Source organism: Catenulispora acidiphila DSM 44928, from assembly GCF_000024025.1.
GTDB lineage: Bacteria > Actinomycetota > Actinomycetes > Streptomycetales > Catenulisporaceae > Catenulispora > Catenulispora acidiphila.
The window spans coordinates 6,111,606-6,127,364 of record NC_013131.1 but is presented as its reverse complement, the minus strand read 5'-3'; the positions used below and the strand labels follow the sequence as shown (position 1 = coordinate 6,127,364).

At 73.0% G+C, this 15,759-nt stretch carries 13 protein-coding genes; 6 read left to right on the top strand and 7 right to left on the bottom strand.

Translation table 11 applies throughout. The features are described from left to right. Nucleotides 1–119 precede the first annotated feature (119 nt). Entirely contained in the window at nucleotides 120–2,060 is a 1,941-nt protein-coding gene (locus tag CACI_RS26285) for a hypothetical protein (protein WP_015793902.1), read from the top strand. Nucleotides 2,061–2,136: 76 nt separating this feature from the next. After that, complete coding sequence (locus tag CACI_RS51450) at nucleotides 2,137–2,301, top strand: hypothetical protein (protein ID WP_015793901.1); 165 nt, start codon at nucleotides 2,137–2,139, stop codon at nucleotides 2,299–2,301. Here the strand turns inward: CACI_RS51450 and CACI_RS46065 are convergent. The 5 genes from CACI_RS46065 to CACI_RS26260 form a co-directional block, all read right to left on the bottom strand. Then, nucleotides 2,252–4,129 carry a CRISPR-associated endonuclease Cas3'' gene (locus tag CACI_RS46065; protein WP_015793900.1) on the bottom strand — a complete coding sequence of 626 codons (1,878 nt, stop codon included), beginning with the start codon at nucleotides 4,127–4,129 and terminating at the stop codon, nucleotides 2,252–2,254. The genes CACI_RS51450 and CACI_RS46065 overlap by 50 nt on opposite strands. A gap of 151 nt (nucleotides 4,130–4,280) precedes the next feature. Then, nucleotides 4,281–7,139, bottom strand: coding sequence for an ATP-binding SpoIIE family protein phosphatase (locus CACI_RS46060; protein ID WP_015793899.1), 2,859 nt, complete (start codon nucleotides 7,137–7,139; stop codon nucleotides 4,281–4,283). A 780-nt stretch (nucleotides 7,140–7,919) separates the two neighbouring features. After that, on the bottom strand, nucleotides 7,920–8,609 hold the full coding sequence (locus tag CACI_RS26270) for a hypothetical protein (protein ID WP_015793898.1): 690 nt from the start codon (nucleotides 8,607–8,609) through the stop codon (nucleotides 7,920–7,922). A gap of 258 nt (nucleotides 8,610–8,867) precedes the next feature. Further along, the gene (locus CACI_RS53920; protein WP_015793897.1) at nucleotides 8,868–9,440 is read right to left on the bottom strand and encodes a chaplin; all 573 of its coding nucleotides are present in this window, start codon (nucleotides 9,438–9,440) and stop codon (nucleotides 8,868–8,870) included. A gap of 157 nt (nucleotides 9,441–9,597) precedes the next feature. Then, on the bottom strand, nucleotides 9,598–10,587 hold the full coding sequence (locus CACI_RS26260) for a TIGR03557 family F420-dependent LLM class oxidoreductase (RefSeq protein WP_015793896.1): 990 nt from the start codon (nucleotides 10,585–10,587) through the stop codon (nucleotides 9,598–9,600). 168 nt (nucleotides 10,588–10,755) lie between these two features. On the opposite strand from CACI_RS26260, the gene CACI_RS26255 reads away from it, so the two are divergent. Beyond that, nucleotides 10,756–11,655, top strand: coding sequence for a hypothetical protein (locus tag CACI_RS26255; RefSeq protein ID WP_015793895.1), 900 nt, complete (start codon nucleotides 10,756–10,758; stop codon nucleotides 11,653–11,655). Nucleotides 11,656–11,815: 160 nt separating this feature from the next. Here CACI_RS26255 and CACI_RS26250 read toward each other — a convergent pair whose 3' ends face one another. Together CACI_RS26250 and CACI_RS26245 are read right to left on the bottom strand one after the other, a co-directional pair. Next, on the bottom strand, nucleotides 11,816–12,550 hold the full coding sequence (locus CACI_RS26250; RefSeq protein ID WP_015793894.1) for an AraC family transcriptional regulator: 735 nt from the start codon (nucleotides 12,548–12,550) through the stop codon (nucleotides 11,816–11,818). A gap of 77 nt (nucleotides 12,551–12,627) precedes the next feature. Further along, complete coding sequence (locus CACI_RS26245) at nucleotides 12,628–13,140, bottom strand: mycothiol transferase (RefSeq protein ID WP_015793893.1); 513 nt, start codon at nucleotides 13,138–13,140, stop codon at nucleotides 12,628–12,630. Between the two features lie 98 nt (nucleotides 13,141–13,238). On the opposite strand from CACI_RS26245, the gene CACI_RS26240 reads away from it, so the two are divergent. The 3 genes from CACI_RS26240 to CACI_RS26230 all read left to right on the top strand — a co-directional run bounded on the left by CACI_RS26240 (nucleotide 13,239) and on the right by CACI_RS26230 (nucleotide 15,702). Then, entirely contained in the window at nucleotides 13,239–14,015 is a 777-nt protein-coding gene (locus CACI_RS26240; RefSeq protein WP_015793892.1) for an MBL fold metallo-hydrolase, read from the top strand. A 118-nt stretch (nucleotides 14,016–14,133) separates the two neighbouring features. After that, nucleotides 14,134–14,928 carry a crotonase/enoyl-CoA hydratase family protein gene (locus CACI_RS26235; protein ID WP_015793891.1) on the top strand — a complete coding sequence of 265 codons (795 nt, stop codon included), beginning with the start codon at nucleotides 14,134–14,136 and terminating at the stop codon, nucleotides 14,926–14,928. Between the two features lie 129 nt (nucleotides 14,929–15,057). Beyond that, nucleotides 15,058–15,702, top strand: a complete 645-nt coding sequence (locus CACI_RS26230) for a VOC family protein (RefSeq protein ID WP_015793890.1) — start codon at nucleotides 15,058–15,060, stop codon at nucleotides 15,700–15,702. Nucleotides 15,703–15,759: the final 57 nt, after the last annotated feature.

The window sequence follows — 15,759 nt, the reverse complement described above, 5'->3', positions numbered from 1 at the left end:
GCGTGGCGGGGTGCGCGCCCGCTCCGCAGTCCATACGCTGATGCGATCGCAGCCCTGGGGGAGCGCGGTTCATGGTTTGCTGAGGACGCGATGGGGCGAGCGAGCGTGGGGAGTGCGGGTTGAAGGCGGCAGGCCGGGCGGCGGACGATGCTGGGTCTGCGGGGGACGAGGACGCCGATCTCCAGGCCGCCCGGGCTCAAGGCGGCGAGGAACAGTCCGGCGAGCCCGATCCCGGCGAGACCGAAACGCGCTCCGGCGAGGCCGGACGGTTACGCCGCGCCTCCGACATCCTCGGTGAGGTGTTGTTCGGCGGGGGAGCGGGACGCGCCAAGTCCGCCGAGACTCGCCAGCCGCCCGAAGCCGACCCCGCGCCGAGCGTCAGCCACTACGCCGCTGCCGCCTCCACCGCTGCCTCTCCCTCCGCCTCAGCCTCTGCCTCTTCCTCCTCATCCGCAGCGAAAGCGCCCGTCCCCAGCGCCGCCCCACGGCCCCGCCCGGCAGTGACCCCCACCTGGTCCGACCCGGCTCCCGGTGACGAAGCGACCCGCTACCTGTGCGCCGCGACCCACCTCGACGCCGCCTTCACCCGCCGTGCCCTGAAGGAGTTCGTCTTCGACGAAGGCCGCGCCCCGGCGCCGACCACCGGCGTCGACGAGGTCCTGGTGCTCCGGCACGCGCTCGCCGCCCGGACCCGGCGGCTCCACCGCGACGTCGCCCTCGTGGCGCTGACCGTCGTCGCGCTCCTGGTGTCGGTGTGGACTGTGGCGGCGTGGCTGGTGTGGGGCGCCGGACTCTGGCTGCTGGTGACCGGCTCCGGTTCCGGCCGCGGCGCTCAGGGCGCGAACTCCGGCGGCGCCGACGACTGGGCCGTCGCAGGACCCCGAGACGGCCTGCGACCGCCCCCGACCAGCCCCGCGCACGGGCAGCAGCCGTCGGCGTCCTTCGCCCCGCTGGCGCGCTTCGTGGCGCTCGTGTGGGGCGTCGCGGGCGCCGGTGCGATCGCCGCCGCCGCCGGACTGGCGCACCCCTTCGGCCTCGGCGTCCCCGACCGCTTCCACGACGCCGGACCCGGCTCGCCGTGGATGGCGTGGCTGTTCGTCCCGCTGGCCGGCGTGCTCACGGCGTGGCTCATCGTCCTGGCCGAACGCCTCGCAGCCCGGCATGTGCTGGTGGACAAGCTGCGCCGGGACCGCTTCGGCACACACCGCTGGATCACCACCGAGACCGTCTGGGCCCGCCGCGCCCTGGCCGAACTCGCCGCGCGCGTCGCCTCCGACCGCCAGGTCCTCGCCGACCCCGCACGCCCCTTCGCCGGCGCCGGCCGCCAGGTCCTGCGCCGCCGCTGGCTTCTGGAGACCGGCCCGATCCGCCTGGACGTCGAGGACCTCATCGAGCGCGTGACCGACGCGCTGGCCGCGGGCGTCCCCGGCCTGGGCCCGGAGGGTCTGCTCGACAAGGTGGCGTGGGACGACTTCGTGGTCGCCACCGGCCCGGTCCTGGCCGTCGGCCAGACCACGGATGCCTCCCTGCGCCTGCTGCCCTCGCCCCGCAACGCCGCCGCGCCCCGCGTCTTCCGCCGCTTCCGCATCCTGGCCGACCCGGCCGAGACCGTGGTGACCGTCTACCTGTCCGCCTCCGCCGCCCCGGGCTTGGCCTTGATCGAGATCCACGGCCTGGTCCTGGAGCCGGTCGCCGCCGCCTACCGCGGCGTGGACCGCCTGCCGGGCCTGGGCGTCCCGGCAGCGCTCGTCGAGGGCTGGCACGCCGCCGCGACCGTCCCGCGCCTGCTGTTCGCCGCCCCGCGCTCCGCCGCGAGCGCCGCCGCGGACCCCTGGCGCTGGCGCCATCGCCGCGCCGTCCTGGACCGCGCCGCCGCCGGCGGACTCCCGGCCGCCGACGGCGCCCGCACCTCGCTGCGCGAACTCGGCGTCGCCGCCGGCTCCGGCGCGCGCGGCCCGCTCGTGGACCGCGAGGGCTCGCCGTTCGCCCGCGAGGACGCGAACCTGGCGCTCGCCGTGGTCGAGCGGCGCGTCCGCGAGGCGCTGCGGCCGCTGCTGTAGGCGGCATCAGCCGCCTGCGTCGGTCCACGCAGCCGTCGGTCCGCGCAGCGCCGCCGCCTCGGCTAGCCTGCCGGGTATGGAGTTCATCACCAGGCTTCGTCGAGCCCTGCGCGCCGCCAAGGCGCCGCTGTACACGGATCTGGGATCGACAGTGGCCCAGGCCGCCTCGACCGTGTCGATCGCGACCGGGATCAGCGGGGGAGCGCCGCTGCCGACGGAGAAGAAGCAGCCTCGGGACTGAGCGCGGCCGGGGTCGCGGGCAGCGCGGGCGCGAGCGCTTCGACCGGACCGTCATGGCGCGCGCTGGACCGCCAGTCGGATACGCGGACCAGCGTCTCGAGGTAGGCGAGCCTGAAGGGTCCGAGATCTTCGCGGTCCACCAGCGCCAGCACTCGCTCCGTCCACCCTCCGCCAGGCTCGATGTCCGTGGTCTGAAGGCGCTGCGCGGGGAAGCGCTCACCGGTCGACAACTCGATCGGCGGAATCTGATCCCCGTCGAGGACACCCAGGATGAGCGGTGCCTCGTCCCGCCCCGGCCGCACCGAGACGCGCACGTGCCCGTGGTGCGCGGCGACGAGGTAGGTCGTCAGCCAGGGATGGCCGCCCTCCATCAAGATCAGCGCGCTGACGAGTTCATGCCGGAAGTACGCCCTTCTCCTCTGACCGGTGCTGAATGGCGCCTTCGACTTGGCCAGCAGGTAGTCGGGCGGATCGCCGCCACCACCTCGCAACATCTCCTGGAATACGTCGTGGCACTTGCCGAGATCGTGATAGCGCGCCGCCAGCCTGACAGCCTCCTGCTGGTCCGCCAGCAGTCCGGGCAGCGAGTCCAGGAGGTCGCGCGCCTCCTCCTCGGTCTCCATCAGGTGCTGGTCGAGACTGACCCACGCGGTGCAGGCGAACGCCCACGGCGCGGCGTCCTGCGCCGGTCCGGCCTCGGGGTCGTGCCGCACCAGTGTGACGCCGGGCGTGAGGTCCTCGGCGACCGCGTGCCGCCACGCACCGTCCAGCCGGTCCCGGATCCAGAACCACATCCCCGCGCCGAGCATCTGCCGCACGTCGGCGAGCGGCACACGGCGGAGCTCGTCCCCGCGTAGACGGGGCTCCTCCTCGGACGGCGTGGACTCCCAGTTGCGCCGCGCGATCTGCACGGTCCAGTCGGCCTGGTCGCAGACCAGGCGCGCAACGCCGACACCGCTCGGCTCGACGGTGGTGTCGAACAGCGTGCGCAGAGCGTCCCGATCCAACCTCGGGACAGTCGCGCCGGCCGTCTCAAGCAGATGCGGGGCATCGGACAACCAGGTGCTGCGAGCAGGCGCCGCCGTCCCCAGCAGATCACGCAGCCGTTGCAGCTCGACGCTCGTCGCCAACCCGGGACCGAGCCGCCGCGCGTCCTCGAAGACCCACTGCACACCGTTGTTCAGCAGCCCGAACGACACCGGAGCGTTCTGCGCCGAGTCGCCGAACCCGCGCATGAGCGCCTTGCTCAGCAACAGGTCCGGCGTCCCGACCAGAATCGCGGACTCCTCCGGCCGACGCTGCCACCCGCTGCCCGGAGCCGCGCCAGCGACCAGATGCAGACCGACGTCCTCGGCGAGCCCAAGCCGCGCCAGCCACTCACCGATCCGCGCGAACACCTCCTCGACGGGACCATGCATCGGCACGACGTAGACCAGCCGCCTCGGCGTGGCTTCCGGCGCCGAGACCATCCGCCGATGGAGCCACGGCAACACGGCGGTCTCGACCCGCTCCTCGCCGGCAGTGCCCGCGGCGATCTCGACGACCTCCGGCAACCCATCCGCAGCGAGCCTCATCTGAGCAGCAGACGGCTGGTGACCGGTGGCGACACGCACGAAATCCTCGAACACCGATGTCACCGAAAGCGCCGGCATCGCCGATGTCACCGATACCGCCACCGCCACTGGCACCTTCGCCGCCGCGGCCGCCACCTCCTCCGCCGCCGCCACCTCCTCCGCCGCCACCTCCGCCGCCTCCGCCGCCACCTCCGCCGCCTCCTCCGCCTCCTCCGCCGCCGTCGGCACCTCCGCCGCCGCTGTCGCCGATGTCACCGGCACCGCCGCTGCTGCCGCTGCCGCTGTCGCCGATACCGCCGCTGTCGCCGATACCGCCGCTGCTGCCGATACCGTCGCCGCCACCTATGTCACCGCTGTCGCCGACACCGCCGGCACCGCCGAAGCCATCCCTCGCCCTCCCGCAGCCCTACTCCCCAGCGGACTCGCCCATCTCGGCCCACACGATCTTCCCGCGGTCCGTCGGCCGCACGCCCCACCGCTGCGACAGCTGCGCGACTATCAGCAGGCCGCGATGCCGCTCGTCCATGTGCTGCGTCACCGCCGGGCGCGGGATGCGGCCGTCGCAGTCGGCGACCTCGACCATCAGCCGCCCCGGATGCGAGCGCAGCGCCAGCTGGCTGGTCGTCGCGGCGTGCTGGGTGGCGTTGGTGACCAGCTCGGTGACCACCGAGAGCACGTCGTCGGTCAGGTGGTCCAGGTCCCACTCGCTCAGCGTCGCGGTGACGAACCGCCGCGCGGCGCGCGCCGCCATCGGGTCCGGGTCCAGGTCCAGCGCCGCCTTGCGGATGCGGGTCGGGCGGGTCCGCACCATCAGCAGCGCCACGTCGTCGTGCTCGTCGCCGGAGAGCATCGCGTGCAGCAGGCGGTCGCAGGTGCGCTGCACGCTCTCCGAGCTCAGCGGTCCGGAGGAACCCAGCGGTCCGTCGTCGGAGCGGACCAGCTCCGTGGAGAGCCGGTTCAGCCGCTCGGTCAGCGGCGCGTCGTGGCACTCCACCAGGCCGTCGGTGTACAGCAGCAGCCTGCTGCCGCCGGCCAGGGTCTGCACCTTCTCGTCGAACACCGCCTCCTCGATGCCCAGCGGCATCCCGAGGTCGTCCTCCAGCAGGTGCGCCGTGCCCTCCGGGGTGATCAGCGCCGGCGGCATGTGCCCGGCGCTGGCCCAGGTCAGGACCTCCTCCGCCGGGTCGTAGACGGCGTACACGCACGTCGCGATCTGCTCGGCGACGCCGTCGTCGGCCGGTCCCAGCGCCCCGGTGCCGACCGGGTACGTCCCGGAGGCGCTCAGCGTGGTCACCGCCACCGAGCTGCTCGCCGCCGAGGCCGGCATGGTGCACACCAGCCGGTTCAGCAGATGCATGATCTGCCCCGGCGGCAGGTCCATCACCGCGTACGCGCGCACCGCCGTCCGCAGCTGCCCCATGATCGCCGCGGCCCGGATCCCGCGCCCCATCACGTCCCCGATGACCAGCGCCACCCGGCCGCCGGACAGCGGGATCACGTCGAACCAGTCGCCGCCGACCTGCGTGCCCTGCGCGCCGGCCAGGTAGGTGAAGGCGATCTCCAGCTCCGCCAGCTGCGGCGGGGACGCCGGCAGCAGCGAGTTCTGCAGCTCCACCGCGGTCTCGCGCTCCAGCCGGTACAGCCGCGCGTTGTCCATCGCCGAGGCCGCCTGCCCGGCGATGCCCTTAACGATCTGCTCGTCGCGCTCGGTGAACCGGTTCGGTTCGGAGTGGCCGAAGTACATCGAGCCCAGCACCGTGCCGCCGATCGTGGTGATCGGCAGCGCCAGGAAGGACTTCACCGGCGGGTGTCCCGGCGGCAGGCCGTGGAACGGCGCGCGCTGGCCGTAGCGCGGGTCGGCGGTGACGTCGCCGGAGCGGATCGGCGCGGTCCCGGGGAACGCCGCGCCCACCAGCGAGGTCGGCCGCGGCATCGGCAGGTTCTCGAAGCGCTCCGCCGGGACCGTCCCGGCCAGCGCGAACCGGGTCTGCGCCTGGCCGTTGGCGGAGGTCAGGGTGTAGAAGCAGGACCCGAACTCGGCGTCGATCGCGGTGGTCGCGGCGTCCGTGGCGAGCTTGGCGATCTTGCGGGTGTCCAGCTCCCGGTGCAGAGACTGCCCGATCATGTAGAGCGTCTCGACGATCCGGGTCTCCTGCGTCAGCCGCCGCTGCGAGGCGCGCAGCTCGGCTTCGGCGGCCAGCGCCGCAGCGTTGCCGTCGCCGGCGGCGGCCGGGACCGAGGAGGACGACGGAGGCGGCGCCGAGGCCTGCTGCGGGACCAGGTTCACCGACGGCCGGTGCCCGTTCCCGGCGGCGCCGTTGCCGGCCGCGCCGTTCCCCGCGGGCGCGGAGCCGGCGGCCGGCGGCGCGCCGTTCCCGGTCGGCGCCCCGGCCACGCCGTTGCCGAGGCCGGTCCCCGAGCCGTTCCCGTTGCGGGCGCCGAACACCTGGTGCCCCGCCGCCGGGGACGAGGGCGCGAACAAGGGCACGGCCAGCAGCGGGGTCAGCGCCAGCCGGATCGCCGCGGCCAGCGTCCGGAAGTGCGTCGCGGTCTCGGCCGGGATGCGGACGCGCGAATACAGCAGCGCCGTGTACAGCGAGGTGTTCCGCACCCCGGGCAGGTCCGGGTGGTCCGGCCCGCCGGAGTCCAGCACCGCGCCCAGCGCGATCGCCGAGCGGATCTGATAGTCGCGGACGAACTCAGGGGTCGGCACATACGGGCTGCCGAGGGCTTCGGGCACGTGGAAGACGTCGAACCGGTCCCGCAGCCGCGCCGAGGCGGCCGGCGACTCGCCGCCGTGCGGCCGCGCCGGCACCGGCTCCGGCGAGGGCTGCAAGCCCAGCAGCCGGTCCAGCAGCGCAAGCGCGAGCGGCGCGCGCCGCACCACGTCCGAGGCGGACAGCGGGATCGCCTGGTGGTCGCGGCTGTTGCGGCGGTCCGACCAGTGCGGATGGTCCCCGGAGGTGGCCAGCAGCGTCAGATACGGCAGGCCGTCGTCGTTCGCGGCCGCCGCCGGATCCCGGGTGCCGACATAGGAGCGCAGGTCCGGGGTCAGCCGGTCCCAGGTGACAGTGTGGAACATCCGGGCCAGCGCGAAGGCCGGGCGGCCGGTCGCCGGGTCGGTGAAGGCGTGCCGCAGCCACTCGACGATCGCCGCCGAGCCCTCCTCCATGGAGGCGGCTCCGGCGGTGACGGCCCGGAGCTCGCCGGAGGCGACGACCATGTCGGTGACCGAGAAACCGGAGAGGTCGAACGCCGACGCCATTCCCGCCGTCCTGTGGGTGGTCCGTGCGGACCCCGGCGGGGGCCCAGACACAATCATGCCGACACATCCTCACCGCGCGCCGTCGTTTGCCCCATCCGGCGCGGCGCCTCCGCCCGGTCGAGTGGCCGTCTCACCTGCGGCCCGGCCACGGAGGTTGTGCCCCGGACCGGCCTCGGCGATAGCTTGTGCCCCCGATCGTGCGATCGTCGGGCACAGATCTGGGAAATGTGCCTACGGATCGTGGCATTGCCCTGATGACGGAAGCCGACGGGGGGATGGACGCGCGCGCAGATTGTGCTAGCGAGCGAAACCGGGCCGCGGCCGCACTCCGCTCGTCTCCACACTCCTGACGCCTGCCGCACCATCCTCCGCTCCCGTCTCAGCCTCCGCACTCGTGCAGTTCAAGGTAACCAGTCATGGGGGCGAGGGCTATCGTGCCGACGTGACGATCACCCGCACCGGCCGGACAGCCGGTCCTCGCCGGTGCCCTGGCGACCGTGGGAAACGCAGCTCGTGAACGCGGTGCCAGGACAATGATTCCGCAGCCTGGTCCGATGTCAAACCACTGACAAGGAAGGGGCTGCGGCGGTTGGCGGGGTCCGACAGGGTGTTTTCGCCGCCGTCGGCGCCGTCCGAGTGGACGGCGCCGACGTGGCTGCCAGTGCTCTGAAGCGCTCTGTGCTCGGCGCCCTCGGCGTTCTCAGTGTTTTCGACGTCCTGGAGGTTCTCAGCGCCCTCGGCGTTTTCAGTGCCCTCAGCGCTCTTGGTTCCTCAGTTTTCTCAGTGCCGTCCGAGCCCGCCGAGGATCCCGGTCACCGTTCCGAGCGTGCCGAGCACCCCGTCCAGCAGGCCGCCCAGACCGCCGCCCCCGCCGCCGTTGCCGCCTCCGTTCCCGCCGCCGGGCGGGGAGGGTGCGTGGGACGGCGGTGCGCTCGGCGGCGCCGGGGAGCTGACCGGGCCTCGCGTCGGCGGCTGCGTCGGCGGCTGCGTCGGCGGGGCGGGCTGGCTCGGCGGGCTCGGCGAGCCGGTCGGCGGGGCTGGCGGCCGGGAGCGCAGCACCGGCGGGGGAGCGGTGGACCCCTGCGTCGGCGCCGGGCTGTTCGCCGTGAAGGCGACCGCCGAGGACGACGACGCGGCGTGCGTGGGTTCGTACTGGATGCGGGTGTCGCCGCCCGGGACGTCCGACGGTGTCAGCGAGCCGGTCGCGCTCGGTGCCGCCGGGGCGGGCGTCAGGGCGGTCGTCGGCGCGGTGTCGCCGACCACGGCGACCGCCGGGTTGGCGCCTTCGGAGGACGACGCGCCGGGTCGGGCCGGGGCGCTCTGCGCGGACGTGCCGGCCGCGGCGGGCGCGCCCGCCCCGGTGTGCAGCACGGTGGCCACGGCGGTCACCGCCCCGATGCCCGCGGCGCCGCCCAGCAGCGTCTCAGCGGTCTTGCGTATCGGGCCGGGTTTCCTGTGCCGGGTCGCCACGCGCGCCACCTCCCCATTCGTGCCGCGCCCTCCTGGGCTGCGGACCTGACGGTCAGTGTGCTGCCAAGTGCGGGGAGTGCGCGGCGCGCGAACCCCCCGTTCCCCCGAAAGAGCGATCAAAAGACCCCGGAAAGTCCGGGTCCGGCCGTCGCATGCGCCGCCCGCGAAGACCGGACCTGGGAGGTGGGGAGAGCTGTCTTACGGCTGTTCGGTGAACTTCAGTGCAGATCAGTGCAGGTCAACGCACGTCAGCACACGTCAGCTGTTCACGCAGTGGTTGTCCTCGGCGCCGGTGTTGAAGCTGCCGACCGATACCGCGTCGCCGCACACCTGGATCGGGGTGTTGACAGAGGCCTGAACCACGTCCCCGGACACCGCGCCCGGGTCGTTCGAGGTGGCGCCGACCGCGCTCGCCGCGGTGCGCACGTCGTCGCAGCTGTTCCCGGCGGCGTCGGACTGCGCGCCGGCGACCGTCCCGCTCAGGCCGCAGCCCTGCACCGGGGCGTTCAGCGCGCCGCCGACGACGTCCCCGGACACCGCGCCGGGGCTGTTCGCGGCCACGCCGCGCACCGAGGAGCGGTTGTCCCAGGTCGTGCAGCGGTTCTCCAGAGCGTCGATCAACGCCGCGCCCGCCGCCCCGGCGTCGCCGCACACCTGCACCGGCACGTCGGCCGCACCCTGCGCCACGTTGCCGGAGGCCAGGCCGGGGCTGTCGGCGGCGGCGCCGTCGGTGGCCGCCGAGTCGGCCGCGGCGGCCGCACCGGCGCCGGCGACCATCATCGAGCCCGCGGCCAGCGACAGCAGCAGACCCTTCTTCACGAACCCGTGCATGGATGTCCTCGGGGAGTCGACGAGACCGGGACGATCACCCGCCCCTTCGAAGACCGACAACGACCGTCCGCGCCGCGGGTTGCGGCACGCGGCGCTCCGGCGGCCCGGATGCCAGCCATCCGGACCAGTCGGAACACCATCACACCGGCGCCGGCGCCTACCGTGTCAGCTTCGGCAGCACCTCGCGCCCGAACACCTCGATCCACTCGGCCTGGTTGCGCCCCACGTTGTGCAGGTACACCCGGTCCACGCCGAGGTCCAGGAAGGCCTGGATGGAGGCGCGGTGCACGTCGGGGTCCGAGGAGATGACCATCCGGCCCTCGAAGTCCTCCGGCCGCACCAGCTTGGCCATCTGCTCGAAGTCGAAGGGCGAGCGGATGTCCTGCTTGGGGAACTTCATGCCGCCGTTGGGCCACTCGGTCACCGCGTTGGCCAGCGCCTCCTCGTCGGTCGGCGCCCAGGACAGGTGCAGCTGGAGGATCTTCGGCATGGTGTCCGGGTCCTTGCCGGCCTTGCGCGCGCCGGCGGCGAAGTTCTCGAACACCCCGGAGACCTTGGAGTGCGCCGCGCCGGGGGTGATGATCCCGTCGGCCAGCTCGCCGGTCTTGCGCGAGGTGTACGGGCCGGCGGCGGCGATGTAGATCGGCGGCGGCGTGGCCGGCACCGTCCACAGCCGGGTGGTCTCCAGCGTGAAGTACTTGCCGGCGTGCTTGACGTCCTTGCCGGTGAACAGCTTGTTGATCACCTCGATGGCCTCGAACATCATCGCGACCCGGGTCGGCGCCTCGGGCCAGTACCCGCCGACGATGTGCTCGTTCAACGCCTCCCCGGAGCCCAGGCCCAGCCAGTGCCGGTCGGGATACATCGCCGCCAGCGTCGCCGAGGCCTGCGCCACCATCGCCGGGTGCATCCGGAACGAGGGGCATGTCACGCCGGGCCCGAGGTCGGTCCCGGTGCGCTCGCCGATGGCGGTCAGCACGTTCCAGACGAACGGCGCGTTCCCCTGCTGCGGCACCCACGGCTGGAAGTGGTCGGCGGCCATGGTCCCGGTGAAGCCGTGCTGCTCGGCCAGCGCCGAGTATTCGGTGACCTCGATCGGACCGAACTGCTCCAACATGGCGGCGTAACCGATATGCGCTGCGCTCACGACTATGGGCTCCCAACGAAAACTGGAACATGTTCACTGCTACGTCATAGCCGACCTTAGAGCAGGACCCTGTACGTGTCCTGTGGGAGCGCTGTGGCCTTCGGCACGGTGCGCGGCGGTGGCCGGAACGTTCAAGACCGTGCCCTGCCGCCCGGCTAGCGTCGAGGCATGAACGAGATCATCTCCCGAGCGGCGGCGTTCGTGTGGGCTTCCGGCCGCGTCCTGGAACAGCGGCGCTTCGAGGTCCTGTTCGGCGGCGCGCCCGACGGCTCGGCACTGGCCGCGGCGCTCGCGGCGTACCGGACCGCCGACGGCGGATACGCCTACGGACTCGAACCCGACGTCCGCGGCCCGGCGCCCCAGCCGCTGACCGCCGCCACCGCCCTGGCCGTGCTCCAGGACGCCGACCGCCTCGACGCCGCCTCCGTGATCCCGATCCTGGACTGGCTGACCACGGTCACCACCGCCGAGGGCGGCGTCGCCGCGGTACTGCCGACCCTGGCCGCCTACCCGCGCCCGCCATGGCTCCCGATCACCGCCGACCCCGCCGCCGACCTGCTCACCACCGGCCAGATCCTTGGCCCGGTCCTGCGCAGCGGCATCGCGCACCCCTGGATCGCGCCCGCCCTGGCCTTCGCCCGCCGCGAGGTCGAGACGATGGAGCAGACCCATCCCTATGGAGTGGAGTCGGCACTGATCTTCCTGCAGGCCGCACCGGACCGAACCTGGGCCGCCGAACAGGCCGACCGCATCGGCAAGCTGCTGCGCGAGCAGCGCACAGTCCTACTGGACCCGGCCCACCCCGAGGACGCCGTGATCGCGCCGGGCTACGCCGAGGGAGAGCACCACCTGCCGCACGACTACGCCCCGCAACCCGACAGCCTGGCCCGCTCCTGGTTCACCGACGAGGAGATGCGGCGCAGCCTGGACCACCTGGCCGCATCGCAGCACCCGGACGGCGGCTGGCCGATCAATTGGGCGAAGTGGTCCCCGACCACCGAGATGGAGGCGCGGCCGATCGTGACGGTGAAGGCGCTGCGGGTGCTGCGGGCTTACGGGAGGCTGTGAAGGCTGGCCTTTTGGCATCTCGAAGCAGGGCTTTGCGATGCGATCCATTCCGCTGAGCCGCACCGCCGCGAAAAATCGGGCTGGCCCACAAACGGCCGCCCTCGCCAGGGCTCAGCGCTAGCTGCCGGAGCCGAGCAGCTGCCCTCGCCAGGGCTCAGCCCTACCCGCCGGAGCCGAGCAGCTCGGTCGGCGTCATCCCGGCCAGCCGCCGGACCTCGCGGGTGAAGTGCGCCTGGTCGGCGTAGCCGGCTTCGTGCGCGATCGCGGCCAGTCCGTACGGCTCGGCGCGGCGGCCCAGGTCCAGCGCGTGCTGGAAACGTAGGATGCCGTGCAGCGTCTTCGGCCCGTAGCCGACCGCCTCGGTGAACCGCCGCCGCAGCTGCCGCTCGGACAGACCCACCGCGTCGGCGAGCGCCGGAACCTGCGGCGTCTCGCCGGGCCGCAGCATCCTGACCACCTGCTCGACCGCGCCATCGGGCTCATAGCGCGGCGTGAGCGCCGCAACGAAGTCCTCCAGCACCCGTGCCGCCGCCCACGGAGAATCGGTCGCCGCCAACCGCTCGGTCAGCTCGCCCACGCCCCCGGTCAGCGACTCCAACGGCACCTGCGCATCCCGGACCTCGTCAACCGGCATCCGCCCGAGCAGCAACCGCGCCGCCCCCGCCCGCAACCGCACCCCCGCGACCGCCGCCCCCGCAGCCAACCCCGCCCGCCAAGCCCCCCGATCCGGCCCGACGAGCCGCACAACGCCGCCCTGCCACGTCAAATCCGAGCACCCATCGGGCACCACCAACTGCCGATGCTCCCCATCCCCCAGATTCACCCGAGTCCACGCGCACACCACAAACCGCCCCGGCACCCGCCGCGACCGCCGCTCCGCATACACCGAGCTCATCACCCCCGACGCTACCCCCGGCGGCAGGCGTTCGCCGTACCGCCGGAGGCAACTCCGCTTCTGCCCGCTTCTGCCCGCTACTGGTCGCGCAGCAGGATCCCGCGCACGTAGGCGGCCTGCCCGACGTGCTGCATGGTGTCGCTCACGACGCTGATCAGCCGCACGCCCAGCGTCACCGGCGGGTCCCAGCGGGTGTCGACGACGCGGTCGAAGTCGTCGTCCGTCAGGCCTGCGACGTAGCCGACGGTCAGCTCGTGCACGGCGTCGTGGTAGGCGGTCAGCACTTCGATGGAGGGCACGTTCAGCTTGCCGACCTCGCCGGAGGACTGTCCGTACCCGACGTCGGCCGCCGGGTACGGCGAGCCGAACTTGGCGTCGAACCCTTGCGAGGTCCACGCCTGTTCCAGCCCTGCGACGTCGGCGACGTGGTCGTCCTGGACCCGGGCCAGGTGCCAGATGAGCCAGCCGACCGGGTTCGCGTCGCCGTCGAGGCGGCGGTGCAGTTGTTCCAGAGTCAGTCCGGCGACGGCGGCGTGGACGCTCTCGTGGACCCGCCCGAAGGCGTCGACGAGGAGATCTTGACCTGTCATGCGTTCACGCTATCGCGGTGGGAATCGCTGCGGGGGCGAACGGGTGGTGGGTGTGGCGCGATGGAGTCGGGGCGCTGGCCGGGGGTAACTGCCAGGCCATGGAGACGCGCACCGATGAGATCGCAGAGGGCATCTACCGGATCTCGACCCATGTACCGGAGATCGCCCCGCCGGCGGGGTTCACGTTCAACCAGTTCCTGGTGGCCGCCGAGGAACCCCTGATGTTCCACACCGGCATGCGCCACCTGTTCCCCGCGGTCGCCGCCGAGGTGAACCGCATCCTGCCGGTGGATACGCTGCGCTGGATCACCTTCGGGCACGTCGAGGCCGACGAGTGCGGCGCGATGAACGAGTTCCTCGCCGCCGCGCCGCATGCGCAGGTCGCCCATCCCGCGCTCGGCTGCCAGGTCTCGCTCGACGACCTGGCGGACCGCCCGCCGCGGCCGATGGCCGACGGGGAGGTGATCGACCTCGGCGGCAAGCGGGTGCGCAGCATCGACACCCCGCACGTCCCGCACGGCTGGGAGGCGCGCGTGTTGTACGAGGAGACCACCGGCACCCTGTTCTGCGGCGACCTGTTCACCCACGTCGGCAACGGCCCGGCGGTCACCGAGGACGACCTCGTCGATCCCGCGGTCGAGGCCGAGGCGCTGTTCCGCGCCACCTCCTGCCTCACCGCGACGGTCGCCGCCCTGCGCTCGCTGGCCGCGCTGCGACCGACGACGCTCGCGGTGATGCACGGCTCCAGCTTCCGCGGCGACGGCGCGGCGGCGCTGACCGGCCTGGCCGAGGCGATGCACACCCGGTTCAGCCCGGAGGCCGGGTTCATCGCGGTCCCGGACGTCGAGGGCGTGCACCGCGCCGACGGGTCCTGATACCCGCCTCGTCACACGGCCCTCGCGTCCGCCGCCTCTTGCCCTCTGCCCCGCCCGTTGGTAGAACCTGTTCTAGTTTCGCGCGACGCACCAGCCGGACGGCAACGAGGGGACACCCATGGGCGGCAGCGAGCACTGCACCGTCGAGCGCGACGGCCACACGCTGGTCGTCACGATGAACCGGCCCGAGGCCAAGAACGCGTTGTCGCTGCCGATGCTGGTCGGCATGGCCGACGCCTGGGTCGAGGCGGACGCCGACGACGACGTCCGCTCGATCGTGCTCACCGGCGCCGGGGGAGCGTTCTGCGCGGGCATGGACCTCAAGGCGATGAACATGTCCCAGGGCTCGCAGTACGCCGAGCGCCTCAAAACCGACCCCGACCTGCACTGGAAGGCGCTGCTGCGGCACTACAGCCCGCGCAAGCCGCTCATCGGCGCGGTCGAGGGCTACGCGGTGGCCGGCGGGACCGAGCTGATCCAGGCCTGCGACATCCGGGTCGCGGCGGCCTCGGCCACCTTCGGGCTGTTCGAGGTGCGGCGCGGGCTGTTCCCGGTCGCCGGCTCCACGGTGCGGCTGCCGCGGCAGATCCCCTACAGCCACGCCATGGAGATGCTGCTCACCGGCCGCCCTTACACCGCCGCCGAGGCGCGCGAGATCGGGCTGGTCGGACACCTGGTCGACGACGGCAAGGCCCTGGACAAGGCCTTGGAGATCGCCGCGCTGATCAACGCCGCCGCGCCGCTGTCGGTGGAGGCGGTGAAGCGCTCGGTGCGGGAGACCTCCGGGATGAGCGAGGCGGACGGCCTGGTCAGAGAGCTGGAGATCGGCTGGCCGGTGTTCGCCACCGAGGACGCCAAGGAGGGTCCGCGGGCCTTCGCCGAGAAGCGCGAGGCGCGGTGGAAGCGGAAGTGATGACCATCTGACCATGTGTCGTCACTCGAAGTGATGATGTGGACGCGGACCGTACCGAGATGCGCGGTAAGGGGCGCCCGGACGGCCCCGATTGGGTTATCGAGGCATCCGCAGGGCAGAGTATGAACCGTGCGTCTCGATCACGTTTCCTATGCTGTGTCCAACTCCGAGCTCGGCTCCACGGTGAACCGGCTCGGTACGCTGCTCGGCGCGACCTTCCGCGACGGCGGCGTCCACCCGCGCTTCGGCACCCGCAACTTCGTCCTGCCGCTGGCCGGCGGCTCGTATGTGGAGGTCGTGGCCCCGCTGGACCACCCCGCCACCGACGCCGCGCCGTTCGGCAAAGCCGTCAAGGCCCGCGCCGAGGACGGCGGCGGCTGGCTCGGCTGGGTCGTGGGCGTCGACGACATCACCCCCTGGGAGCAGCGCCTCGGCCGTCCCGCCGCGGCCGGCCACCGGGTCCGCCCGGACGGCTTCGACCTGCGCTGGAAGCAGCTCGGCGTGCTCGACCTGATGGCCGACCCGCAGCTGCCCTACTTCCTGGCCTGGGAGATCTCCGCCGACCAGCGCCCCGGCGCCGGCGCGGTGAACGGCGTCCCGGCCTTCGAGCGGCTGGAGATCAGCGGCGACCGCACGCAGGTGCTGTCCTGGATCGGCGGCTCGCCGGACCACGACCCGCTGGAGGAAGTGAAGGTCGACTGGATCGACGCCGAGGAGCCCGGCGTGCTGGCGGTGCACTTCCGCTGCGCCGCGGGCAGCGTGCGGATCGACTAGGACTTTTCCCGCTTCGCGTTCTTCAGGCGCGGGTGCCCGCCGACGATGGTCGGCCGG